This window comes from Pseudomonas weihenstephanensis, from assembly GCF_001043055.1.
GTDB lineage: Bacteria > Pseudomonadota > Gammaproteobacteria > Pseudomonadales > Pseudomonadaceae > Aquipseudomonas > Aquipseudomonas weihenstephanensis.
The window spans coordinates 390,323-415,064 of the sequence record NZ_JYLF01000001.1; the positions used below are offsets into that span (position 1 = coordinate 390,323).

General features: G+C 57.4%; 20 protein-coding genes. 9 read left to right on the plus strand and 11 right to left on the minus strand.

Translation table 11 applies throughout. The features are described from left to right. The first annotated feature begins 104 nt into the window (after window positions 1–104). The 3 genes from TU86_RS01945 to TU86_RS01955 all read left to right on the plus strand — a co-directional run bounded on the left by TU86_RS01945 (window position 105) and on the right by TU86_RS01955 (window position 5,937). The gene (locus TU86_RS01945; protein WP_048362615.1) at window positions 105–1,253 is read left to right on the plus strand and encodes a pyridoxal phosphate-dependent aminotransferase; all 1,149 of its coding nucleotides are present in this window, start codon (window positions 105–107) and stop codon (window positions 1,251–1,253) included. Then, window positions 1,241–2,032 (plus strand): amidohydrolase, encoded by a 792-nt coding sequence (locus TU86_RS01950; protein ID WP_048363019.1) that lies wholly within the window; start codon window positions 1,241–1,243, stop codon window positions 2,030–2,032. The genes TU86_RS01945 and TU86_RS01950 overlap by 13 nt, the downstream gene beginning before the upstream one ends. Before the next feature lie 467 nt (window positions 2,033–2,499). After that, complete coding sequence (locus tag TU86_RS01955; protein ID WP_053075968.1) at window positions 2,500–5,937, plus strand: DUF4329 domain-containing protein; 3,438 nt, start codon at window positions 2,500–2,502, stop codon at window positions 5,935–5,937. A 192-nt stretch (window positions 5,938–6,129) separates the two neighbouring features. Here the strand turns inward: TU86_RS01955 and leuA are convergent, their stop codons facing one another. The 3 genes from leuA to xseA all read right to left on the minus strand — a co-directional run bounded on the left by leuA (window position 6,130) and on the right by xseA (window position 10,347). Further along, window positions 6,130–7,809 carry a 2-isopropylmalate synthase gene (leuA, locus tag TU86_RS01960; RefSeq protein ID WP_048362616.1) on the minus strand — a complete coding sequence of 560 codons (1,680 nt, stop codon included), beginning with the start codon at window positions 7,807–7,809 and terminating at the stop codon, window positions 6,130–6,132. Window positions 7,810–8,139: 330 nt separating this feature from the next. Next, complete coding sequence (locus TU86_RS01965) at window positions 8,140–8,964, minus strand: M23 family metallopeptidase (RefSeq protein WP_048362617.1); 825 nt, start codon at window positions 8,962–8,964, stop codon at window positions 8,140–8,142. A 3-nt stretch (window positions 8,965–8,967) separates the two neighbouring features. Continuing rightward, on the minus strand, window positions 8,968–10,347 hold the full coding sequence (xseA, locus tag TU86_RS01970) for an exodeoxyribonuclease VII large subunit (RefSeq protein WP_048363021.1): 1,380 nt from the start codon (window positions 10,345–10,347) through the stop codon (window positions 8,968–8,970). A 166-nt stretch (window positions 10,348–10,513) separates the two neighbouring features. Here xseA and TU86_RS01975 point away from each other — a divergent pair, with 166 nt between their 5' ends. The 3 genes from TU86_RS01975 (at window position 10,514) to guaA (ending at window position 14,495) form a co-directional block, all read left to right on the plus strand. Next, entirely contained in the window at window positions 10,514–11,062 is a 549-nt protein-coding gene (locus TU86_RS01975) for a hypothetical protein (RefSeq protein WP_048362618.1), read from the plus strand. 283 nt (window positions 11,063–11,345) lie between these two features. Then, window positions 11,346–12,815 carry an IMP dehydrogenase gene (gene guaB, locus TU86_RS01980; RefSeq protein ID WP_048362619.1) on the plus strand — a complete coding sequence of 490 codons (1,470 nt, stop codon included), beginning with the start codon at window positions 11,346–11,348 and terminating at the stop codon, window positions 12,813–12,815. Between the two features lie 102 nt (window positions 12,816–12,917). Next, entirely contained in the window at window positions 12,918–14,495 is a 1,578-nt protein-coding gene (gene guaA, locus TU86_RS01985) for a glutamine-hydrolyzing GMP synthase (RefSeq protein ID WP_048362620.1), read from the plus strand. A 286-nt stretch (window positions 14,496–14,781) separates the two neighbouring features. Here guaA and TU86_RS01990 read toward each other — a convergent pair whose 3' ends face one another. Genes TU86_RS01990 through TU86_RS02020 form a run of 7 tightly spaced genes read right to left on the minus strand, consistent with a single transcriptional unit; the run spans window position 14,782 to window position 21,079 of the window. Then, on the minus strand, window positions 14,782–16,152 hold the full coding sequence (locus tag TU86_RS01990; protein WP_048362621.1) for an ATP-binding protein: 1,371 nt from the start codon (window positions 16,150–16,152) through the stop codon (window positions 14,782–14,784). Continuing rightward, a complete protein-coding gene (locus TU86_RS01995; protein ID WP_048362622.1) occupies window positions 16,152–16,811 on the minus strand; it encodes a response regulator in 660 nt (219 codons plus the stop codon). The genes TU86_RS01990 and TU86_RS01995 overlap by 1 nt, the downstream gene beginning before the upstream one ends. 11 nt (window positions 16,812–16,822) lie before the next feature. Beyond that, complete coding sequence (locus tag TU86_RS02000; RefSeq protein WP_048362623.1) at window positions 16,823–17,467, minus strand: tetratricopeptide repeat protein; 645 nt, start codon at window positions 17,465–17,467, stop codon at window positions 16,823–16,825. Then, window positions 17,464–18,273 carry an SDR family oxidoreductase gene (locus TU86_RS02005; protein ID WP_048362624.1) on the minus strand — a complete coding sequence of 270 codons (810 nt, stop codon included), beginning with the start codon at window positions 18,271–18,273 and terminating at the stop codon, window positions 17,464–17,466. Before TU86_RS02005 ends, TU86_RS02000 begins: the two co-directional genes overlap by 4 nt. After that, window positions 18,260–18,934, minus strand: coding sequence for an iron-containing redox enzyme family protein (locus TU86_RS02010; RefSeq protein WP_048362625.1), 675 nt, complete (start codon window positions 18,932–18,934; stop codon window positions 18,260–18,262). Before TU86_RS02010 ends, TU86_RS02005 begins: the two co-directional genes overlap by 14 nt. After that, window positions 18,931–20,412: an AMP-binding protein gene (locus TU86_RS02015; RefSeq protein WP_048362626.1), complete on the minus strand. Its 1,482-nt coding sequence runs from the start codon at window positions 20,410–20,412 to the stop codon at window positions 18,931–18,933. The genes TU86_RS02010 and TU86_RS02015 overlap by 4 nt, the downstream gene beginning before the upstream one ends. After that, the gene (locus tag TU86_RS02020) at window positions 20,402–21,079 is read right to left on the minus strand and encodes a thermostable hemolysin (protein WP_048362627.1); all 678 of its coding nucleotides are present in this window, start codon (window positions 21,077–21,079) and stop codon (window positions 20,402–20,404) included. The genes TU86_RS02015 and TU86_RS02020 overlap by 11 nt, the downstream gene beginning before the upstream one ends. Before the next feature lie 189 nt (window positions 21,080–21,268). Here TU86_RS02020 and TU86_RS02025 point away from each other — a divergent pair, with 189 nt between their 5' ends. Both TU86_RS02025 and TU86_RS23035 read left to right on the plus strand, forming a co-directional pair. After that, window positions 21,269–21,817, plus strand: coding sequence for a cytochrome b (locus tag TU86_RS02025; protein ID WP_048362628.1), 549 nt, complete (start codon window positions 21,269–21,271; stop codon window positions 21,815–21,817). 124 nt (window positions 21,818–21,941) lie between these two features. Beyond that, on the plus strand, window positions 21,942–22,115 hold the full coding sequence (locus tag TU86_RS23035; protein WP_167337961.1) for a hypothetical protein: 174 nt from the start codon (window positions 21,942–21,944) through the stop codon (window positions 22,113–22,115). 203 nt (window positions 22,116–22,318) lie between these two features. Here the strand turns inward: TU86_RS23035 and treR are convergent, their stop codons facing one another. Continuing rightward, window positions 22,319–23,023, minus strand: coding sequence for a trehalose operon repressor (gene treR, locus TU86_RS02030; protein WP_048362629.1), 705 nt, complete (start codon window positions 23,021–23,023; stop codon window positions 22,319–22,321). 269 nt (window positions 23,024–23,292) lie between these two features. Here treR and treP point away from each other — a divergent pair, with 269 nt between their 5' ends. After that, entirely contained in the window at window positions 23,293–24,735 is a 1,443-nt protein-coding gene (gene treP, locus TU86_RS02035; protein WP_048362630.1) for a PTS system trehalose-specific EIIBC component, read from the plus strand. Window positions 24,736–24,742: the final 7 nt, after the last annotated feature.

The window sequence follows — 24,742 nt, forward strand, 5'->3', positions numbered from 1 at the left end:
AATGAGAAAGGGTCCGAAAGGACCCTTTTTCGTGTCAGGCGTTTGGGCTATCCTCGGTGGGTCCTGTGCCGCAGTCAGTGCCGGGAACTCAACAGGGAACGGCCATGATGACCAGCAAGTTGCCGAACGTCGGCACCACTATCTTTACGCGCATGTCGCAGCTCGCGACAGAAACGGGTGCGCTCAACTTGTCTCAGGGCTTCCCCGATTTCGATGGTCCACAAGCGCTGCGTGATGCAGTGGGCAAGCACATCGCCAGCGGTCACAACCAATATTCCCCGATGACCGGCTTACCTGCCTTGCGCGAGCAAGTGGCAGCCAAGATTGCACGCAGCTATGGCGTACAGGTCAATGCCGACACCGAAGTGACCATCACGCCGGGCGCAACCCAAGCCATTTTTTGTGCCATTCAGGCGGTGATTCATGCCGGTGACGAAGTCATTGTGTTTGACCCGTGCTATGACAGTTATGAGCCTTCAGTCGTATTGGCCGGGGGGCGTTGCGTGCATGTGCCGTTGGCGCTGGACGACTTCGCGATTGACTGGCAAAAGCTTGAGGATGCCTTGAGCCCGCGTACGCGCATGATCATCCTCAACAGCCCGCATAACCCCAGTGGTGCGCTGATTACCCGCGCTGAACTGGACCAATTGGCCACACTTATCGAAAACCGTGACATCTACCTCGTCAGTGATGAGGTGTATGAGCATTTGGTGTTCGACGGGGTGCCCCACGTCAGTGTTCTGTCACATCCTGAGTTGTACCATCGTGCTTTCGTTGTCAGCTCTTTTGGCAAAACCTACCACGTGACCGGCTGGAAAACCGGCTACGTGGTGGCGCCGCCCGCGTTGACTGGCGAACTGCGCAAAGTGCATCAGTACGTGAGCTTTTGCGGGGTGACGCCGCTGCAATATGCGTTGGCTGATTTCATGGCGGCCTGCCCGCAACACGTTGAAGAGTTACCGGCCTTTTACCAGGCCAAGCGTGACTTGTTTTGTGACCTGTTAACCCCATCACGTTTCACCTTTAAACCGGTGGCAGGCACGTATTTCCAGTTGGTTGATTACTCTCAAATTCGTCCGGACCTCAATGATGTCGACATGGCCATTTGGCTGACCCGCGAACATGGCGTGGCGACCATCCCGGTTTCGGTGTTCTACCAGACCCCGCCCGAAGGGCAGCGGCTGGTTCGCCTATGTTTTGCAAAACGCGAGGAGACGCTGCGTGAAGCAGCAGAAAAACTATGCGTGATCTAAGTGGTTTACCCGATTTAACCGTAGCGCTGGTGCAAACCACGCTGGCCTGGCACGACCGACAGGCCAACTTTGATCATTTCGATGACTTGCTGGTTCAGGCCCAGGGCGCTGACCTGGTGGTCTTACCCGAAATGTTCACCACAGGCTTCAGCATGGACTCCAAAACCCTGGCTGAGCCCGAAGAGGGCCCGTCTACCGACTGGTTGCGTCAGCAGGCTAAAAAACTCAATGCAGTCATCACGGGCAGCGTGATCATCGAGGCGGCCGACGGCAGCCACCGCAATCGCCTGTTGTGGGCTCGCCCTGATGGCGAGGTGTTGCACTACGACAAACGGCATTTATTCCGCATGGCGGGTGAACATGAACATTTCACACCGGGTGAGCGCCAGGTTCAGTTCGAAGTGAAGGGCTGGCGTATTCGTCCGCTGATTTGCTACGACCTGCGCTTCCCGGTGTGGAGTTGCGACCCCCACGACACCGACCTGCTGTTGTATACGGCCAACTGGCCGGGGGCGCGTCGCTTGCACTGGAACCGTCTGTTGCCAGCGCGGGCAATTGAAAACCTGTGTTATGTGGCAGCCGTCAACCGGGTCGGTGCCGATGGCAAGGGCCTTGTTTACACCGGTGACAGCCATATCTTTGATTTTCAGGGTGAATCGTTGCTCAGTGCGGGCGAAGCGGATGGCGTATTTCAGATGAGCCTGAGTGCGGGCGAGCTGGCAGCCTACCGTGAGCGTTTTCCGGCTGACCTGGATGCCGACGATTTTGAGTTGCACTAGGATGGGTTTCTGTTTTGCACTCACCCAGTGATCTATAAAAGCAAGCTCGTGTTGTTGCCACTCTCGAACAACATCAATACGAGCTTGCAATGTTGCGATTGACGCTCTGCGATTAATACCTCTACCTGACCGGCGATTATCCCTGGCGCAGCAGCGCCAAGGTGCGTGCGAGGAGGCCAGGCCGCGACAGCCGCCGCCCAAGTCTTAACGTACTTTTAATGCTGTTTTCTGAAGCGCCCTCTCCCAAACGTTCTCCGTATCCGGACTGTCCCCCTTTGAATGATCGCGTGCTTTTGAAGTGTGCCCGCGGTGCAGGCGAACTTAAACGTTCGGCAAATGCGCGAGACAAGGACGAGTTTTAAGATGGCTAACTATGTACCGCCTTTTTGAAGGTGATGTTCTTGATGGTGTGAAGACGGCAGGCATGCGTGTTCTGTCTTCTTTTTCTAATCAAGGATTAAACGGTAATGAATCATACAAGCGATCGTGAAAAGCGCCATGCGCAACCCAATGTACGCGTCGAACTCCCCGCGCTGAGCCCGGCGTTTGTGAGTGCCGATGATGCTGCCCGCTATGCGCATCGCTTGATCGGCGATTTTCGAAATGTCGAATACGGGGGCGCCATCTTGAAAGATGCTCAAGGGCGTTATTATGCAACGCGCCCCGTCAGAGACCAGTCGGGTTCTTTCAACCCGACCCGGGTTATTTCTACCGACGCTCAAGGTCTCTTCATTACGCCTGCCGGTTACACCTGTTATGCCCTATATCATTCTCATCCGAGCAACTACGAAGAGTTGCAACGCGCGTTTAAACACTGGAGCACTGAAGAGATTCAGACAGCGATCAGTTTTTTCTCAAGTAACGATATTGTGCTCAATATGCTCAATGCCTATTTTGCAGTGGCGCATTATTTATCGTGCCCCAATGGTGCTTTGCTCAAGTATGTGTCCAGTGGTTCGGCTGTGGAGCGTGCTCTGTCCGAACGCATTGCATACGATGTACACGCAAAAAAACTCAGTTTTTCCAGGATTGCCGAGTATGTCCAGGAGGTGGCCCGCGCCGGGACGCTGAGTATTATCCAGAGTAATGAGGTGTGGGGCGGCAAGCTCGGTCAGGTGACCACCGATTTTAAAGTGTTCACCCCACATCCCTTGCTCGATATTGCTCCGGTAATGGTTAGCCAACCCGCGTTCAGCTCCATCAGTAGCACGCTTGAACAGGCCCTCAAAGAAGCTCGGGCGCGGGTTTATCAAACCGCTGAAAGTCAGTATGGCGTGATTTTAAAATTCAAAAACCATCCCTTTTACATCAGCACTGAGCCGGTCAGCGAGGAGATGGACTTTTCGCTGGCGCGCATTTTTGGTCGCAACACCGCAGGCAGGGCTTTAGTTCCGGCCAATTTCGAAATTGTCGGGCTGTATGCCTGCGACGGTTTTTACCGTGATCTCAGTGAGGTCCCTACGCAAGAACCCACTGTGTTCAAGAACTTCCTGCACCCTGACGCACTGGCCAAGGGTATTGAGGTGGCTAAACGGCTGAAGCTGCCAGCGGCCTCACAGGCGGTGCCGTTGTTTATCGTGTGCCGCGACGGCGCGCTCCTTAAATACGTGTCGACATTTGCCGCGGCCGAGGAAAAATTTCTGAGGGCACTGCCGCAAAGCGAAGGCGGCGCTTTAGCGATCCTCAGAGACCTGCTAGGAGGGGTCTACACGCCAGGTAATTACATCCGCGACTTGGCCGCTGCGGGTCAGTTGAGCGTTTTGCACACCAGTGATCTGTGGCGTTATGCAGGTCGTGTAGCTGCGAACTGGCAGCCCTATAAAGATTTTTATCGGCGCGAGTTGGGGCCATCCTTCGTGTCTGCTGACGACGCTGCCCGTTACGCTCATAACGTTATCGCCAAGCGAACGGACTACACCTATGGCGGCATTATCTACCAGCGGCTGGATAATCGTTTTGTCGCCACAGAACCCATGGCGGTAAAAAATGAAACATTTGACGCCACGCTGGTGTTTCCTCCTGAGCTGATGAGGCATGTACCGCATGGTTTTTCGGTGGTGGCTGTTTACCACACCCATTGTGTGCATCCGTTGCAATTGTGGCGTTCTGCAGACGAAGAACAGCTATTTCGCAACATGCTTGAACCCCATGAGTTGTATGACGCGATCAAGAATAGTGATTGGGCCAGTGCGCGTTATTTTTCGACGCAAAACGGCACGCTGCTCAGGTACACGCCCAGTGGATCGGCCAAGGAAGTTATTCTACTGAGCCAGATTTCACCGCCGAGGCTAAATCCCGAAAAGGTCCGTCGAAATACACTGGGGGCAGCGATGCGCGCCAACTCGATCAAGCCAGGGCAATACGTTGCCCAAGTGGCAGAGGCTGGGGACTTGTACGTCGTCGTGGGCAGTGCGTTATGGGGCAAGCCCGGTAAGATCACACCAACCTGGAAGCCGGGGGGCAGGACCTCCGCCGTGACACAAGCGTTGTCGCCACCGGCTCTGAGCCCGATATTCGCGCAGTCTGAAGACGCCGTGCGTTATGCCCATGAGCACATGGGCGCTCGTACTACTGCGCAATACGGGGTGATTCTGCGCAGTACCCACAGCGAGGAGTACGTAACGACGTTGCCTTTGGAGGGTGGCGATTTCAGTATGGAGCGCCTGTATCCACGCGATGACTCTACCCAGCACTACACCCTGCCGATGGCTTTTCAACTGCATGGGGTCTATGTCGGCGCGCCTGAAAAAGTAGCGCCGATCAAGGGGCACCTTACCAACAGACGGGTTTACGACGCGTTCATCTCACCCGTGGACCTGTTCAAAGCATTACAACTGGCTATCAGCCTCAAGCACGAAGATGCCCTCGTGGGTGAGGGGAGTGTGATTTATATCTCGGGTGGCGATGGTGCGCTGTTGCGTTTTTTCAGCACATTGGATGCTGTGCAGCTCTCGACCGGGCTGTTTAAAGACAGCGGGCAGGCGCTATTGAATGATCTGACAGCGCTTAGATTGACTCCTTTGGAATACGTGCGCCAAGTGGCAATGGCGGGCGAGTTACACGTGCTGCAGACCAATGCGGTGTGGCACGAGCCAGGTTCTGTGTCGGGAGGGTGGCAGCCTTACGGCCTCGAAAGCGCGCCCCGACCTGCGAGTACCCTCAAGTTTTTCCCCGCAAGCCCGGTATTTTGCCACCCCGATGATGCCGCGCGCTTTGTGCATCGCCGGATAAAACTGCCACACACAGTCAATATCATGGGCGGTGTCTTATATGAGGCAACTTACGGGAGCTACGTGGCGCTTGAGCCTGTGGTCAATGGTGAATCCGTCAATGTGGCTGAGATGATTAGCAAAACCCACGGCCAACCGACAGCTTCAGCCAGAGCCGTGCTTCCTCGCGGTTACTCGCTGGTTAGCCTGCATTACTCGCGTGATGTGCGAGGGCTCAGCGCTGAGTCTGAGGTTGAAGCCCAACTGATCCGCAATCTCCCGTGGCCGGAAGACCTTTGTTATGCCTTCCATACCGAAGAAGTCATAGGCATCGTGTACGACTACGTTTATGTCTCGGCAGACGATGGAGGGCTCTTGCGCTATGGACGCGGTAATGAGGCAGCGACGTTTGCGCTGTGTAATGGCGTCAGTGGATACGGGTGGACCACGCAGGCTTATTTTGTCGAGAACGCCCAGCCTCTCCCGATCCCGACCCCCGCCAGTGAAATTCTGACCAAACTGCTGAATTCTGGCAGTTTGCGCGTGCTCGTCAGCAGTGCCAGTTGGCCGCTTCAGGGGGGCATTCAGAGCCGCCATACGATCTCAACAGAGCCTTCGGATCTTGACTATGAAGGCACGACGGCGGCTCAACCCATTGCGAACGTGAAGGTCGGGCCTTTACGCGACGAGTTGTAAGTGTCAAAAACTATAGCCGCTGTCAGTAGGCTGCCATAGGCACTGTGGGACTTTCGTTGAGATTCAAAATGTATGCTCAGGGGTGAGCATTATCAGGGGCTCCAAAAAAACACCCTGCAAAAGCGTAGCCCTCGCAGGGTGTGGCGCTGATCCTTTCATTGGCCCCCGTACATCAGGGGGCTTTTTGATTGCTTACGCCGCTTTTGCCTGCGCATCGCTCAGTGCGCGGTTCAGGGCGCTGAACAAGGCCTTGAAGCTGGCGGTGGTGATGTTTTCATCAATACCCACACCATGCACGGCGCGTTCGCCATTTACGCGCAGCTCAATGTACGCCGCCGCTTTGGCGTGGGTGCCTGCGCCGATTGCATGCTCGTTGTAGTCCATGATTTCAGCCTTGACCGGCAAGCCCGCCACCAACGCTTCCAGCGCGCCGTTGCCTTGACCGCTCCAGCGCAGGTTAGTCTCGCCCGCACCTTTGGCTGATACTTCAACGTCGACCGCGCTATGACCGTTTTCTTCTTGCAGGCGATGGCTTACCAGCGCGTAAGGCGTGTTGGCTTGCAGGTACTCGCTGTGCAACAGGCCGTGGATTTGTTTGGCGGTCATCTCAAGGCCCAGACGGTCGGTTTCGCGTTGCACCACCTGGCTGAACTCGATCTGCATGCGGCGCGGCAGGTTGATGCCGTATTCCTGCTCCAACAGGTAAGCAATCCCGCCTTTACCGGATTGGCTGTTAACGCGAATGACGGCTTCGTAGCTACGGCCAATGTCTGCCGGGTCGATAGGCAAGTACGGCACTTCCCACAAAGTATCGGGTTTCTGTTGTGCGAAGCCTTTACGGATAGCGTCCTGATGCGAGCCGGAGAACGCGGTGTGCACCAAATCGCCCACATACGGATGGCGTGGGTGAACCGGAATCTGGTTGCACTCTTCAACGACTTTGCGTACGCCGTCGATGTCCGAGAAGTCCAGCTGCGGGTCCAGGCCCTGGGTGTACATGTTCAGTGCCACGGTGACCAGATCGACGTTGCCGGTGCGTTCGCCATTACCGAACAGGCAGCCTTCCACGCGGTCAGCACCCGCCAACAGGCCCAGCTCGGTTGCCGCAACCCCTGTGCCACGGTCGTTATGGGTGTGCAGGCTGATCAGCACGCTGTCACGGCGATTGATATGGCGACCGAACCATTCGATCTGGTCGGCATAAATGTTTGGGGTGGCGCACTCAACGGTGGCGGGCAGGTTGAGGATCATCTTGTGCTCAGGCGTCGGGTTCCACACCTCGATTACGGCATCACACACTTCCTTGGCGAACTCCAGCTCCGTGGCGCTGAAGGTCTCAGGCGAATATTCGAACGTCCACTGGGTTTCAGGTTGTTGCGCGGCGTATTTGACGAACAGCTTGGCCGCGCTGACAGCGATTTCTTTGATGCCGTCCTTGTCCTGATTGAACACGATGCGGCGAAAGGCCGGGCATGTCGCGTTGTACAAGTGAACGATGGCTTTTTTGGCGCCTCGCAATGACTCGAACGTGCGTGCGATCAAGTCTTCACGGCCTTGGGTCAGCACCTGAATGGTGGTGTCGTCAGGGATGTGACCGTCTTCGATCAGCGTGCGCACGAAATCAAAGTCGGTTTGCGAAGCGGCCGGGAACGACGCCTCAATTTCTTTTACGCCAACACTGACCAGCGTTTTCCAGAAACGCAGCTTCTTCGCGGCATCCATCGGTTCGATCAGCGACTGATTGCCGTCGCGCAGATCAGAGCTGCACCAGATTGGCGCGCGGATGATGGTTTTCGACGGCCACGTGCGGTCAGGCAAATCAATGACCGGAAACGGGCGGTACTTGGAAGAAGGGTTTTTGAGCATGGTCATCAGGCAATCCTTATTGTACGAGCCGAAAAAAGGCGGCTAACCGTAGATACAAAGCAGAGGGGCGAGGCACCGCAATCAGCCTTGCAGTCGTGCACTGACGAGGCAAAGGCTGCGATGTTGACGTAGCAGAATGAGGGTGTGAGGTGTGTTCATGGCCTCAACCCTAACCATTGGCCGTAAAGATGGCAAGCGGCCAAAAAAGATTGAGATAAATGCTCGAATATCGTCGTTATACGAGTTTTTATCGCGCAATCCATGTCTTTTATTGACAAGGATTGCGCTCCGTAAAGGTAGTTAGGCGTTTTGTGCTGCTCAAGAGCTGCCGAATGGTTACGGCTGGAAAGCCCCAATAAAGATGGCCGGGTCTACGCGTGCATCATTCAGGCTGACGTTCCAGTGCATGTGCGGCCCTGTGGCGCGACCGGTTGAACCCACTTTACCTACCACCTCACCACGGGCCAGTTGCTGGCCAACCTGGGTGTCGATCGTGGACATGTGACAAAACATGCTGATGAAGCCTTGGCCGTGGTCGACAAACACGGTGTTTCCGTTGAAGAAGTAATTGCCGATCAAAATCACTTTGCCGGCTGCTGGCGTTTTGATCGGCGTGCCGGCTGGCACTGCAAAGTCGAGGCCTGCGTGCGGGTTGCGTTCTTCGCCGTTGAAGAATCGGCGCACACCAAACTTGCTCGACAACGGTCCGTTGACCGGTTTGTCCAACAGCAGGTTGCTCGGGGTGTTGGGGCTGAACGTGCGATACGCCTTGATCTGAATCGCCAGTTCATTGTCGATGCGCTTGATATCCGCCGGGTTCGGATTGACCTGGCGCTTGTTCTTCAGCGTGATGCGTTGCTCGGGGTATTTTTTGTAGCCCACTGTGAAGCTCAGGTCGCGCCCGGCCGAACTGATGAGCTGAGTGCCGGGTTTTACCGTCAGCGGGATGCCGACAATGGCACGCCATGTGTCTTGTTCTTTGACCACCAATACGGGCTTGCCTTGATAGGTTGCTTTGGGGGCTTGCGCACCTTTGCCCAGCTCGATCACGGCAACGCCCCCCGGCACAGGTTTGTTCAGTAATCGGGTGATGTAACTGTCAGCTGCGTTCGCATTGACGGTCAGGCATAACAACAAAAGAGCAGAGGCAAAACGCAGCATTGATCAATCCAGTAATGAAAGGGTGACGGGCGTGAGGTGGTTATCTTCAACGCGCACGTGTAATTCGCCTTCACCCAGTTTGGCCTTCAAGCGTTGGCCGTTATGGGTTTGCCCGGCACTGCGAATGGCATTGCCGCGCTCGTCGAGCAAGATGCTGTAACCGCGCCCCAGCGTGGCCAGCGGGCTGACCACATGCAGGGTTTGCATCTGGCTTTGCAATTGCAAACGACGGGCCTTGAGCCCTTCGCGCATGGCGCGTGGCAAGCGCTCGGCCAGGCTGTCCAGACGCTGGCGTAAGAGCGCCAATTGGCGCCCCGGATGCTGACCGGCCAGACGGGTTTGGAGGCGAATCAAGCGCTCGCGACGGGTATTGAGATTACGCTCAAACGCGCGGCGCAGGCGCATGTCCAGGTCATCCAGCCGTTGTGCTTGCTGGCGCAAACGTTCGCCGGGGTGGCGCAAACGACGCGCCAGGCCGTCCAGGCGCAAGCGCTCACGCATTAAACGGTCGCGCATGCGCATCACCAGGCGGCGATGCAGGTTGTCGATGCGGTGCTGCAAGTCGCGGGTGTCCGGAGCCAGCAACTCGGCGGCGGCGGAGGGGGTGGGGGCGCGTACATCGGCCACAAAATCGCTGATCGAAACGTCGGTTTCGTGGCCGACGGCACTCACGACAGGGGTCACGCAGGCGTCAATGGCGCGGGCCACGGCTTCTTCGTTAAAACACCACAGGTCTTCCAGCGAGCCGCCGCCCCGGGCCAGGATCAGCGCGTCAAAGCCGCGCGCATCGGCGAGTTTCAGTGCGCGCACGATTTGCGCGGTGGCTTCACGGCCTTGCACGGCAGTCGGGATCAGCGTCAGCTCGATGTGCGGGGCACGGCGGCGAAACACGCTGATGATGTCGCGAATCACCGCGCCCGTGGGTGAGCTGACAATACCAATGCGCTGCGGATGAGCGGGCAGGGCCACCTTGCGCTCGGCACTGAACAGCCCTTCAGCGCTGAGCTTTTCTTTGAGTGCATCGAAGGCCAGACGCAGCGCCCCCTCGCCTGCGGGTTCGACCGTATCGAGGATCAGTTGATAGTCGCCACGACCTTCAAATAACGACACCTTGCCACGTACTTTTACCGCCAGGCCGTCTTTCAGCGCTTGGCGCACCCGTGCGGCGTTGTTGCGAAACAGCGCGCAACGTACTTGAGCACCGCTGTCCTTGAGGGTGAAGTAGACGTGGCCAGACGCCGGGCGGGCGAGGTTGGAAATTTCACCTTCAACCCAGATATTGCTGAACACGTCTTCGAGCAACACCCGCGCACGGCCGTTGAGCTGGCTGACAGTCAGGACTTCGCGGTCCAGGTTGAGTCTTGCAAAAGGGTCTTTAATCATGAGGGCCATCATAAGGGCGGATGCTGATCACTGCACCTGTCGGGTTAAGGCGCGTGCACTAAAGAGTAGGCCCTTGGGGGATCAGGCTTTAAGCTGCGCGCTCTGAAAAAGCTCGCATGCAACCGCGACTACACCTTTAGGTTTGTTCTTATATGTGCCGTATCCCATGAATTCGCAAAGCATCATCGTGCCTAAAATTTCCACCTTGGCGGTGCATGAGCCGCGCGCCCGTGCCATCGTGCGCTGGCTGGTGCGCAAAAACATCATTGAAGCAGAACTCACGACCTGCGGTCGCACCGGCAATGGCATGGCTTATGCCATTGCGCCGGGGGCTGCGAGCGTGGTGTTACACCCTGAAGCCTTGCCCTTTGGTGAGGCGATCAACGGGTTGGAGATCATTACCAAGCGCTGCATTTACACCCCGGCCAAGGGCTTTCTGGAAGAGGCCGGTTGTGCCGAGTGCCGCAAAGAAGTTGGCGAAGCACTGTTCGAAAGCCTTGAAGACTGGATGCCGGGGCGAACAGATAACTTCACCTGCCCGCTCTGCGCCCATGAAGATGACATCAACGGTTTTTTGTTTTTGCAGCCGTGCGCGTTTTCCAACCTGGGTTTCATCTTCAATAACTGGGCCGAGGCGGGGTTCAAGCAAAGCTTCCTCGATGAGTTTGCCGACTGGCTTGATCAGCCGGTGGCGTGGGTGAAAGTCGAACTGTGACCCCCGGATTGCGTAGCCGCTGCCGAGCCTGCGCGGCTGCGTGCGGGGGCGACGCCGTCGTAAAACCGGAATCCCGTTTTTACCTGACGTAACGCAGTAGCCTGACCTTGCGACCGCTTCACCGCCGGACGCGGCCTTCAGCAGCCGCTACGGATCGATTTCTGCCTTCGAAGTCAATAAATCATGGCCCTTAGCGCAAAACTCTCTAAAGGTTTCCGTTGAGCCGCACAGGTGTTTTAAGTACAATGGCGCGCTTCCATTTTCCCGCTCGGGAGCCCCAGCGATGCTGCGTATCAGCCAAGAAGCACTCACCTTCGATGACATCCTTCTCGTCCCCGGTTATTCCGAGGTTCTTCCGAACGAAGTCAGTCTAAAGACTCGTTTGACCCGTGGCATTGAACTGAATATTCCGCTGGTTTCCGCTGCAATGGACACCGTAACTGAAGCCCGTTTGGCAATCGCCATGGCTCAGGAAGGCGGTATTGGTATCATCCACAAGAACATGACCATCGAGCAGCAAGCTCACGAAGTGCGCAAGGTCAAGCGTTTCGAGGCCGGTGTGGTTAAAGAACCCATCACCATCGAGGCCGATGCCACCGTACGTGAACTGCTCGAACTGACTCGCCAGCACAATATCTCCGGTGTTCCGGTGCTGCAAAACGGCGACCTGGTCGGCATCGTGACGTCCCGCGACGTGCGCTTTGAAAACCGCCTTGAAGCCTCCGTTCGTGACGTCATGACGCCTAAAGAGCGTTTGGTGACGGTCATGGAAGGTGCGGACAAAGAAGAAGCCCGCGAACTGTTGCACAAACATCGCATCGAGCGAGTATTGATCGTTGACGACAAATTTGCCCTCAAAGGCATGATGACCGTTAACGACATCGAAAAAGCCAAGGCGTACCCATTGGCCAGCAAGGACGATCAGGGTCGTCTGCGTGTTGGCGCAGCGGTCGGCACGGGTAAAGACACTGCGGATCGCGTTGCGGCCCTCGTGGCGGCTGGCGTTGATGTGGTGGTCGTCGACACCGCTCACGGTCACTCCAAAGGCGTGATCGACCGCGTACGTTGGGTTAAACAAAATTTCCCGCACGTGCAGGTGATTGGCGGCAACATCGCCACCGGCGCCGCGGCCCTGGCCTTGGCCGAAGCAGGCGCAGACGCAGTTAAAGTCGGTATCGGCCCAGGCTCGATCTGCACCACGCGTATCGTGGCTGGCGTTGGCGTTCCGCAAATCAGCGCGATTGCCAATGTGGCCGCTGCCCTCGAAGGCACCGGCGTACCCTTGATCGCTGACGGCGGCATTCGTTTCTCGGGTGATCTGTCCAAGGCCATCGTCGCTGGCGCTTCCTGCGTGATGATGGGTTCGATGTTTGCCGGTACTGAAGAAGCACCGGGCGAAATCGAGCTGTATCAGGGCCGTTCGTACAAGGCTTATCGCGGCATGGGTTCGCTGGGTGCGATGTCGCAATCCCAGGGTTCTTCCGACCGTTACTTCCAGGATTCGTCCGCAGGTGCCGAGAAGCTGGTACCGGAAGGTATCGAAGGCCGTGTGGCGTACAAAGGCTCGCTGTCGGCAATCATTCACCAACTGATGGGCGGTCTGCGTTCTTCGATGGGTTACACCGGCTGTGCCGACATCGAACAAATGCGCACCAAACCCGAGTTCGTGCGGATTACCGGCGCTGGCATGGCTGAATCCCACGTCCACGACGTACAAATCACCAAAGAAGCACCTAACTATCGCGTAGGTTGATAGTGATCGCGCCCCGGCCAGTTCGGGGTGCGATACGAATTAAGTCACCGGGGCTGTTTGATTCAGCCCCGTGTCGTTTCTGAAATTAATCGAGATTTTGCCATGGCCCTCGACATTCACGCTCACCGCATCCTGATCCTGGACTTCGGTTCCCAGTACACCCAACTGATCGCCCGTCGCGTGCGTGAGATCGGTGTTTACTGCGAGCTGCACCCGTTCGACATGGACGACGCCGCGATCCGCGAATTCGCCCCTAAAGGCATCATCCTGGCCGGTGGCCCGGAATCGGTTCACGAAGCCGACAGCCCGCGCGCGCCACAAGCCGTTTTTGACCTTGGCGTACCGGTTTTCGGTATCTGCTACGGCATGCAAACCATGGCTGAACAGCTGGGTGGCAAGGTCGAAGGCTCTGAGCTGCGTGAGTTTGGTTATGCCCGCGTCGACGTGGTCGGCAAAAGCCGCCTGCTTGACGGCATCGAAGACCACATCGACGCGGATGGCCTGTTTGGCCTCGACGTATGGATGAGCCACGGTGACAAGGTCACCAAAATGCCATCCGACTTCCACATTCTGGCCAGCACCCCGAGCTGCCCGATTGCCGGCATGTACAACGACGAGCGCGGCTACTACGGCGTGCAGTTCCACCCGGAAGTAACCCACACCAAGCAAGGCGGTCGCATCCTGTCGCGCTTCATTCTCGATATCTGCGGCTGTGAAGCGCTGTGGACACCGTCGAAAATCGCTGAAGACGCCATTGCCAACATCCGCGCCCAGGTCGGCACCGACAATGTGTTGCTGGGTCTGTCCGGCGGCGTTGACTCCTCGGTGGTAGCAGCCTTGCTGCACAAAGCCATTGGCGATCAGTTGACCTGCGTATTCGTCGACAACGGCCTGTTGCGCTTGCACGAAGGTGAGCAGGTGATGGCCATGTTCGCCGAGAACATGGGTGTCAAAGTGATCCGTGCCAACGCGGCCGATCAGTTCCTGAACAACCTGGCGGGCGAAAGCGACCCGGAGAAGAAGCGCAAGATCATCGGTCGTACCTTCATCGACGTGTTCGATGCCGAATCCTGCAAGCTGGAAAACATCAAGTACCTGGCGCAAGGCACCATCTACCCGGACGTGATCGAGTCGGCTGGCGCTAAAAGCGGCAAGGCACACGTGATCAAGTCGCACCACAACGTGGGCGGCCTGCCGGATGAAATGAACCTCAAGCTGGTTGAACCGCTGCGCGAGCTGTTCAAGGACGAAGTCCGTCGTCTGGGTCTGGAACTGGGCCTGCCGTACGACATGGTCTACCGTCATCCGTTCCCGGGCCCGGGTCTGGGCGTGCGCATCCTGGGTGAAGTGAAAAAGGAATACGCCGACATCCTGCGTCGCGCTGACCACATCTTCATCGAAGAACTGCGCAAGGCCGACTGGTATCACAAAGTCAGCCAAGCGTTCGTGGTGTTCCAGCCGGTGAAATCGGTGGGCGTTGTTGGCGATGGTCGTCGTTACGCATGGGTTGTGGCCCTGCGTGCCGTAGAAACCATCGACTTCATGACTGCACGTTGGGCACACCTGCCTTACGAACTGCTTGAAACCGTGAGCGGGCGTATCATCAACGAAATCGAAGGCATCTCCCGCGTTACGTATGACGTGTCGAGCAAGCCACCGGCAACGATTGAGTGGGAGTAGGTTTTATCGTAACTGATTGATTTTTATGTAAAAAATTATGATTGTTACGATATTCTCTATGTTGTCAATGGCGTTGGCCATGGTGCTCAGTGCAAGCATCACTAGAAAAGGACATCGATACCACGCTCAGTTGGACAATGCTGGCATGGTATCGAGTGTGCTTATCCGCGCAGAGGAAGTAATGGCTGGCGGGGGGTCTGATTTCAGCATCAAATGTGGTGCGGCTCATTGCTCACACGATGTTTACCGACTGTGCGAAACGAAATAATCGCTTGATGCTGTGCGATTATTCTTTTGCTGGAATTGATAACGTAGCCCTCAAACCTCCCTCTGCCCGGTTTACCAGTTCGATACGTCCGTTCAAACGCATGGCGATTGTGTTGACGATGGTTAGCCCCAAACCGGCTCCTTGCGCCGTTCCACGGCTATAGAAACGTTCAAACAATCGCTCTCTACATGACTCATCAATTCCCGGCCCCTGGTCGTCGACAGTCAAATGACAGAAGCCATCAGCCTGGTTCAATTGCACAGCGATTACCCCGTGTTCGGGAGAGAAATTGGCTGCGTTGGTGATCAGGTTGCTCAGCGCGATGTCGATGGAGGCGGGGTTGGCGGATACATAAAATGGCTGCTCGCTGACATCGAATATCAGTTCAAGATTTTTGCTCAATAACCACGGTGTCAGCTGCACGAGACTATTACGCACGGTTTTGCTGAGGTCGATGCGCTGTAGCGGTGGCGGATTGGCTTGGGGTTCCAGTCGCGCCATGGTCAGTAACTGGTTGACCAGTCGGCTGGTGCGATCAACGCCTGATATAAGGAATTCCAGTGATTCGCGACGTTCCTGTTCTGTGCCTGCCTCCAGCAGGTTTTGCGCGTGTACCCGCAGCACGGCGAGTGGCGTACGCATTTCGTGGGCAGCGTCGGCAATGAAGCGTCGTTCGCGGCCAAGCACGTCTTGAATCTGCGCGAGCATGCGGTTGAGCGCCGCCTGCATGGGCTCTAGCTCGCTGGGAAGCGGTGCCAGTTGCAATGGCTCAAGTGAACCGCTGTGACGGGCACGCAGGGTCTCGGCCATGTCTGCCAAGGGCTTCAAGCCCCAGCCTATAGCGAGCCAAACCATCGCAGCGAGCAGCAAACTGCCCACGATGTTCGGCCAGAGCGTATGACGCACGATGCGGTCGACCAGATCCGCGCGCACATCATCGCGCTCGCCAACCCAGATGCGCATGCCGTTTTGTGGGTCTTCAAGGAGGAAGGCGCGCCAATGACGACGGTTCACATCCACCACATCACTGAAACCCGTTTGCGTCGGCGGTGAACTGAAGGAGGGTGCGCTGGCGGTGTGCACCAACACCTCCCCGCCAGGGCTCCATACCTGAAAAGCAATTTTCCGTTCGTATGGATGACCATCGCCGCGCGGCACCGCTTCGCCCAGTGCAGTATTGAAGGCCCGGTACAGTTCGGCGTGCTGCTTGCTCGCCAGCGGCATGCGCATCACGCCTTGTAATAAGCGCGCGCTCTGCGCCAATTGAGCATCGTAAACCTCGGCGATTTCATGATTGCTATCGTGCAGATTGAAGAGGCTGAGCACCGCCAGACCGGCCAGCAGCAGGCCAATGATCAGCGTCAATGTACGGCGGCGGATCGAAGTCATCAACGCTCCTCCACCAGATAGCCCACACCTCGAATGGTGCGGATCAGCTCAGTGGAGAACTTTTTACGTAGGTGATGGATGTGGACTTCAAGCGTGTTACTTTCCGCTTCTTCACTCCAGCCATAGAGCAGTCGAATCAGTTGATCTCGAGTCATCACCCTGCCCGGAGGTGAGAGCAGTTCATGCAGCAACTGATACTCCTTGGGCGTCAGTGCTACGGGAAGGCCCTTGTAGCTGACCTGCTGTGTACCGGGGTTGAGGATGATGCCGGCATGTTCGATCAGCGCTTGCGCGCGCCCGGCACTGCGCCGCAATAACGCTCGCAATCGCGCCTTGAGTTCGGCCAGGTCGAACGGTTTGATCAGGTAGTCGTCGGCACCGGCATCCAGCCCCGCGATGCGATCTTCGGTTGCATCGCGGGCGGTGAGAATCAATACCGGTAGGTTCGAGCCGCTGTCGCGCAGGCGCCGCAGTACTTCGAGACCGTCCATGCGTGGCAAGCCAAGATCCAGCACAGCGACATCGAACGTTTCGCTTAGCAGAGCATGCAGCGCGCTGCTGCCGTCCTTGAGCCAATCGACGGTGTATCCCTCGCGCCCAAGCGCTTGATGGATGCCTCCACCTAGCGCCACATCATCCTCAATCAGTAATAAACGCACGCGGACTCCTGTCAGTCGAGTTTCTTGTTGACATCCACCAGCAGAGTGGCGATCTCTTTGCGGCGTCCCGCATCTGCCGTTTCACGGCCGTGACGCGGCGCCGTCTGCAGGGCTTTTTGCAGCGCTGCTTTTGCTTCAGCGTAGTGTTTCTGACGGTAGAGGTGATCGCCCCAGAAGTACAGGCTGTCGATGCCGTCGGGGTTGAGTTGCAGCGCCTGCTTGATCAGTTGCTCAGCTTTGTCGCTGTCGCCGAAACCGATGGGCCAGCCGGGCACCCGATCATACAGCGCCGCCAAGCTAGTGTAGGCGGAGCCTTGCAGGGCCTTGGGGTCGAGCGTCAGGGACTTCTCCAGGTCGGCCTTGGCTTCCTTGGCTTTCCCCAGCGCTCCGAGTCCGCCTTCGGCACCGGCCCAGCTGCTGGTGACAATGCCTTTCCAGATCCAGGCTTCGGCTACCGCCGGGCGCTGCGCGGCGAACGCCTGGGTTTCACTGGACAACTGCTCGAACGCGGCAGCGCGCTGTTTTTCCGCCACTTCATATTGGATGTGCGCCCAGCTTTGCTGAATGCTGCTCAGGCGCTGCTGGTCGGCGGCCTCCAGAGCCCAAACGCTTTGGCTGAGAGTTGCTATCAGCAGGCCCGCGAAGATCTTTTTCATGGCTTGAGGGTCTCGTTCTCGGGTTTTTCGCTGAAGCGACGAATCAGGGGCAACTGCTTGCGCAGACCTCGATCGACCAGTTGCGGCAGTAAATTGTTGAGGCGCACGAAGAAGCGTTCGGGCCATCCCAGATACAGGTCGCGGCGGTCACCCGCAATCGCGTGGATCACCGCCGAGGCCACGATTTGCGGATCATCGACGTTGGCCTTGAGCGCATCGTTCAGGGCTTGCGCAGTCGCGCTGTTCATCGACGTGCGGGTTGCCCGCGGCGCGACATAGAGCACGCTGACCCGGGTGTCGGCCAGCTCTCGGCGCAACGCTTCGGAAAACCCGCGCAGGGCAAACTTGGTCGCGCAATAGCTGGCGTAACCGGCATAGCCGATCGAGCCATAGGTCGAGCCGACGTTGACTACCATGGCGCTGTCGGCCTGCTTGAGTAGCGGCAGCAACAGCTTGGTCAGGCAGATCGGCGCGCTGATGTTCACCGCGAGCATCGCATTGATGTCACTGTCGTCGAGCTGTTCGAGCATGGCGAAGTGGTTCAACCCGGCGGCGTTGATCAACAGATTGACTCCGCCAATCGCTTCTGTGGCGGCGAGTACTTTGCGCCGGTCGCTGAGGAGCGTAAGGTCAGCCGCTACCCAGCACAGGGCGTCTGGGTAGCGTTTGAGCAGCGGGGCCAAGGCTTCCTGATGCCGCGCCACGGCCAATACCCGAGCGCCGGCGGCGCACAAGGCTTCGGCGATAGCCATGCCGATACCGCCACTGGCACCGGTCAAGACCACGCGCGCGTTACGCAGCTGCATGTTCAATCTCCGCGTCACGAGGCAGGCTGCGAAACATGTCGGTGTACAGTCGGTAAACGACTTTTGAAGCATGAATCACTGCCGCTTGATCCTCAGGATCTTCCAGCTGGTTCATCAGGCGGCGATAGGTTTGCATGTGTTCGATGTCGAGCGAACCATGAGAACTCAGGTAACTGAAGGCGGTTTCCGGCAACGCCAGGCGCTCCCGAATACTCCCTGCCGCGTGTGTGGCCAGAGCGATGCTGGTGCCTTCGAGGACATTGACCATGCCGAATAGACCCACCGGGTTGCCTCGGGCGATCAGGTCATAAAGGAAGCTCACCATCAGCTCTATCGGCAGCGAAGGCTCGCCATCATGCACGGCTTTGCGATCACCTCCGCAGGCCGCAATGTCATTGAGCACCCACTGTTCGTGGCCGTATTCGTCTTCAATGTACTCGCACACCGCTTTGCGCAACCATTCCAGACGCGTCGGCAAACGTGCGCCGCATGCCATCATCAATGGCACGGTGTGGCGCACGTGATAGTAAGCCTGAGCGAGAAAAGCCCGATAGCTATCGAGGCTGACCTTGCCGTGCAACGCATCGAAGATGATCGGCAGATTGAACAGCTCGTGGCGCTCATGCTGTGTTGCTTCTTGCAGGGTGTCGAAAAAACTCATGATGCGGCTTCCTCTCGGACAACGGATTCGGTCAATTGGGCGTGGTACTGCGCGACAATGGCATCGCGGCGTGGGCGGCCATTGGCGGTTAGAAAGCCATTGGCGGCGGTGAAGGGTTGCGGCAGGCGCGTCCACTGATGCACCTGGGCGTAATCGGGCAACACCTCGTTGGCTTCGGCCACGGCAGCGGCTAGTTCGGCATCGGTGCAGTCCGGGCGATGCGGCCAGAGCAGGGCGTGATTGCGCGGCAAGGACTCGCCGTAAACAAACGCCTGGGCGATGTGGCGGCGCTGGGTCAGCTCGGACTCGACCCATTCCGGGTTGACGTTGCGCCCGTAACTGGTGACGAACTGATGCTTCTTGCGGCCCTTGAGATAAAGAAAACCTTCCGGGTCGAACTCGCCCAGGTCGCCGCTCGGCCACCACTCATCGGCGTACGGTGCGTCTCCTAGATAGCCGAGCAACGTCGAGCCCTTGATCAGCACTTCACCGTCTTCGGCCAACCGCACTTCGACATGGGGCAGCGGTCGACCGACACTGCCGGGTCGAAGTGCGCCGGGGCGGTTGAGGCACACCACTGACGCGCATTCGGACAAACCGTAACCTTCAAAAACTGGTAAGCCGACCCGTTGCGCACGGTCCAGCAAATCTTTGGAAACTCGTGCACCACCGACCGCAGCAAAGCGCAGAGTTTGCGGGGCGAAGGCTTTCTGTTCGGCGGCGCTGACTAGCATCAGTAACAGCTGTGGCACCAGAATAAGGCTATGCGGCGCACGCCCGGCGAGATAACCGAGCAGGTGCGGGACATCGACGCCACTGGCGCCCTGAATGCCGAGGGTTTTCTGGCTCGGCAAACTGAGCATCGCACCGGCATACAGCGCGGCATAACAGCCTAGGTTCTCCAGCAGTATCGCCAACGGTAGTAGCGCCAAGTGATGCTGCGGCCGGGTGGTTTCGCTCGCCTGATCCAGCTCTCGTGCGACCCGCAGCAAGCTGTCGGCACTCAGGCAAACACCTTTCGGCGTGCCGGTGGTGCCGGACGTGAAGGTCAGTTTGGCGGTGCCAATCGGCATGTGTGTTTTGCTGGTAAAGGCGCGGCACCAGAACTCGCCGCGTTGCTCATAGCCCGCAGCGCGCAGTTCGGGGTCCAGCTCCGGTTCGGCAATCACGCGTTCGGCCTGACTCTGCTCCAGGCAATGGGCGCGTTGTGCCGCGCTGAAAAACGGCGGCAGCGTCACACAGGTCAACCCTTCGAACAACACCGCCAGATCCCAGAGCATTGCGTCGACGCCGTTGTCCAGCGCCAGGGCGACGACTTGCACCTGCTCATCGCGTAGGCGCTCCTGGCGATACAGCACTTCTGCATACAGGGTGGCGTAATCGAGTTTCAGCGTATCGCCCCAAATCGCGGTCGTGTTGTCATTGCGCCGGGCATACTCGCGCAAGGTTTCCTGAAAGCGTTGCAGTTCAAGCGACATGGCAGGCTCCTTCAATCGGGGTCGGCAAGCCCAGGCGGCTGAACAGGCCGATATTGCGTAGGTGGACGAACCCGGCGCGGATGTCGCCGACGTGCACCCAGGGTTTGCTCTCGTAATAACTGCCCCAATGTTGGCGCTCGTCACCCAGTCGATCCGGATCAGCGGCGCACAATGTCACGGGTTTCAGGCCGAGACGACGGAAGCTGTTGACCAGTCCGATATTGCCGGTGAACGTCACCCATTCCAGGCCACCCATGGCCAGCAGATAGGTGATGGCGATGATGCTCAGGCGCGCGCTGCCGGTGTCGCTAGCCGCCAGATTGCCAACCTCGACAATGGCATTTCGGCCTACCGAGTGATCAGCGGCCGCGCTAATCAATGGCTCGATCGGCTCGTCCAGATACCGCTCCAGAAATAGCCTTTCAAGGTGCGCGCGACGCACACCGGCCACTGCGCACAACTGGCCCTCACCGTTGTGCATGCCGAACAGCTCGGGCATGAAGTGGCGGATGTCGGCGCCGTGGGCCTTGTGGAAACGCTGCTGGATAAAGTCTTCGAACGTCGCTCGCAAAGCATCGTTCGGCAAAGCACCAGCCAAGGTTAACGGTGACGTTTCAGCTTGGCCAAAATGCAAGGGCAGGGGGATGTTCCAGTCGAGATCGAGCATGGGCCGAACGCCTTCCTCAATGAGATTGAGCGAAGTATCCAAGCCATTTCTTAACGAAGTCTGAAGGTGAAAGAGGAATAACCTTTGGGTCGATCTTCAGACTCTCTTAAGGCAGGACGAGCAGGGTTACGCAGCCGGTTCAAGGAAACCGGATCAACGGTCCCTCACAACAATCAACAGGCGCTTCTTATGACCAGCGACACCTCCGTAACCCGATATGGAAAACTTTCAATAGCCCTGCACTGGCTGATGCTCTCCCTGTTCGTCGGGGTATATGCCTGTGTTGAAATCAAGGGTTATCTGCCCAAAGGCAGCGAAGCGCGGGGTTTGCTCATGGGCTTGCACGGCTTGTTTGGTACAACCATCTTCGCTCTGGTGTGGGTTCGCCTGGTCGGGCGCCTGAACCCACGACCACCGATTACCCCAAAACCACCGGCTTGGCAGATTGCTATCGCGCATCTGACACACCTTGCGCTGTACGGGCTGATGATCGCAACGCCCATCCTCGCCTGGCTGATGCTCGCCGCTGGCGATAAGCCGTTCCCGTACTTTGGCTTTCACGTGCCGGCACCGGTAGCCATTGCCCCGGACTTCGCCAAACAGCTCAAGTACTGGCATGAGCTAGTTGGCACTACAGGATATTGGTTGATTGGTTTGCACGCTGTGGCGGGGATGTTTCATCACTATTGGGTGAAGGACAATACGCTGGAAAGGATGTTGTTTGAACGAAATTCATGAAGGACAGCCGTTGGCCGATTTCTGTCAGTCTTCACAGCCAGTACCGGCCAGAAGCTGACGGATTTGTAGGAGTCGGAGCAGGCTATTCTTGACGCTGAGGGCATTTGCGAACTAGGGGCGATTGATGAAAGACCGTAGTCACGCTGAGGCAATGGCAGAGCTTTTCCAGGTCGATCCGTCTTTCGCGGCGGATCTGCTGGCCGAGGTTGTTCGTGATGGGAATGCGGATGAGTTGGCCATTCTAGAGAGGCAGCTATCGGCAGCCTTTGCCAAGAGAGAGGCTAATCCGACTTCTTGAACGCTTTACTGTGCATGGCATTTTTCATGGTTGTTCAAATATCCAGCGTCTTAGGGCTATGTTTTATAAGAATCTTTTTGGTCAATTGATAATAGAGTGGGAATAAGTCTGGCCGGGTAACCGGTTCAAACTAAAAAAGGCGGTCAACACCCAGTGTTGACCGCCTTTTTTGTTTTCGTCTGACGTGTCGGATTGGCGCTGATTCAGCGCCGTGCCACGTCAGAAAAATAGAACTTGTCCAGTGTGTGCCGCGACTCGGTGTACTCAAACTGCCGCCCGTCCTGCAAGAACGTCTGGTTGCTGACCACAATGACATGGCTTTGATCGCCCAGATCCAGGTGTTGCTGATCATCTTTGCTGCGCGGCACGGCTTCAATGGTGCGCTGGGCGTAGCTGATGTACAGGTTCAGCGTTTGCTCGATATAGGCGTAAATCGAATGCTGTGCAATGTCCTCGTTCAGCCCTGGAATCAACGCGTTCACAAAGTGGTTGATGTCCAGAATCACGCGCTTGCCATCAATGCGCCTTACCCGTTTGATGCGAGTGATCGAGCTGCCTGGCGGGGCGTCGATATGCTCGCACAGCGTACCTTCGAGCGGGAACTGCACGCACTCGACCACGTGGGTACTCACGTCATTGCCCAGTCGCGGCCAGGTTTCCTGAAAGCTGACGATGCCACCCAACTGAAACTCAATCGGGCTCGATGACAGTACAAACGTCCCTTTGCCATGCACCTTTTGCGCAAAGCCGCGCTCTTGCAGCTGCTCGATGGCCTTGCGCACTGTGCCGCGGCTGGCGTCATAGGTGGCCATCAACTCGGCCTCGGACGGCAAGCGCGCACCGCGCTGCAAGCGTTCGGTGGTGATGCTGGCAAGCAGATCCGTATAGATCTGGTTGTATTTAGTCATGAAAAAGTTTCTTTGCCGTGGTGGCTCAAGGGCCGAACCTTAAGGGCAGGGTGCAGGCAGTGCAAGTCCCATAGAGGCTTACGCCTTTTCAGGCGATGCCTGAGGATTGGTCTTACTGTCAATTTTTTTGCTCCCCAACGACATGTCCATAAAAATAGCCAACTCGTCTGTACCAGTTGTTGATTTAACTGGTACAGACGAGTAGTTTGCGTTTTAGCGCGCTGTACGGGTGACGCTCCATAACAAGAATTCCAAACAGGACATCCTGCATGAGTCACGATTACTCATCGATCGCCAGCCAGTTGTTGCACAGCCTCGGGGGGGCCGAAAACCTTGAGCAGGCAGCCCATTGCGTGACACGTCTGCGCCTGGCGTTAAAAGATCCTGCTCTGGTCGACAGCACCACGCTCAATCAGATCGACTTGGTCAAAGGTTCCTTCTTTACCGGGGGGCTGTATCAGGTGGTGATTGGTCCCGGCGAGGTTGAAAAGGTTTACGCCGCTTTGCGCGAGCAAACCGGGCTGGCGGCCTCCACCATCGCGGATGTCAAACAGAAGGGCGCCGACAAGGCCAACGCCATGCAGCGGCTGGTGCGGGTGTTCTCTGATGTGTTCATGCCCATTCTGCCAGCGCTGATCATCGCGGGCCTGCTGATGGGGGTGAACAACCTGCTTGGCGCCAAAGGCATGTTCATCGCCGACAAAACGTTGCTCGACGCCTACCCCTCACTCGACGGCGTGTGGAGCCTGATCAATCTGATGGCCAACACCTCGTTTGTATTCCTGCCGGCGCTGGTCGGCTGGTCGGCGGCCAAGCGCTTTGGCGGCAGTGAAATCCTCGGCATTGTGCTGGGCTTGATGTTGGTTCACCCCGACCTGCTCAATGCCTGGAACTACGGCAAAGCCGTTGCCGGGCTGGACGGCCAAAGCCTGCCTTACTTCGACATCCTGGGCCTGTTTCAGATCGAAAAAGTCGGGTACCAAGGGCAAATCCTGCCGATCCTGCTAGCTGCCTACGTGATGAGCGTGATTGAAAAATGGCTGCGTGCCCGGGTGCCCAATGCCATTCAACTGCTGGTGGTGCCGATCACCACGATCGTGGTGACGGGCGTGCTGGCGCTGGCCATCATCGGGCCTGTGACCCGGCATCTGGGCATTCTGATTACCGAAGGCGTGGTCATGCTGTTTGATCTGGCACCGGTGCTCGGCGGCTTAATCTTTGGCCTGCTTTACGCACCGCTGGTGATCACCGGTATGCATCACATGTTCCTCGCCGTCGACTTGCAACTTATTGCCACACAGGGCGGTACGTTCATCTGGCCGATGATCGTGATGTCCAATCTGGCGCAGGGCAGCGCTGCGCTCGGCGTGTTCTATATGAGCCGCAATGTGCGTGAACGCAGCATGGCGTCCACCTCGGCGGTGTCTGCGTACTTTGGCATCACAGAACCGGCCATGTTCGGTATCAACCTGCGCTACAAATTCCCGTTTTACGCCGCGTTGGCTGGGTCGGCGCTGGGCAGCATTTTCCTGTCGCTGAACAAAGTCCAGGCCTCGGCCATTGGTGTCGGCGGCTTGCCCGGTTTCATCTCGATCATTCCCCAGTACATCCCGATGTTCGTCATCGGGATGCTGGTGGCCATCGCGGTGCCGTTTGTCCTGACCTGTGCCTTGAGCCTGAAAATCATCCGGCCAGGCTTTCGCGTGGCCTGATTCACTG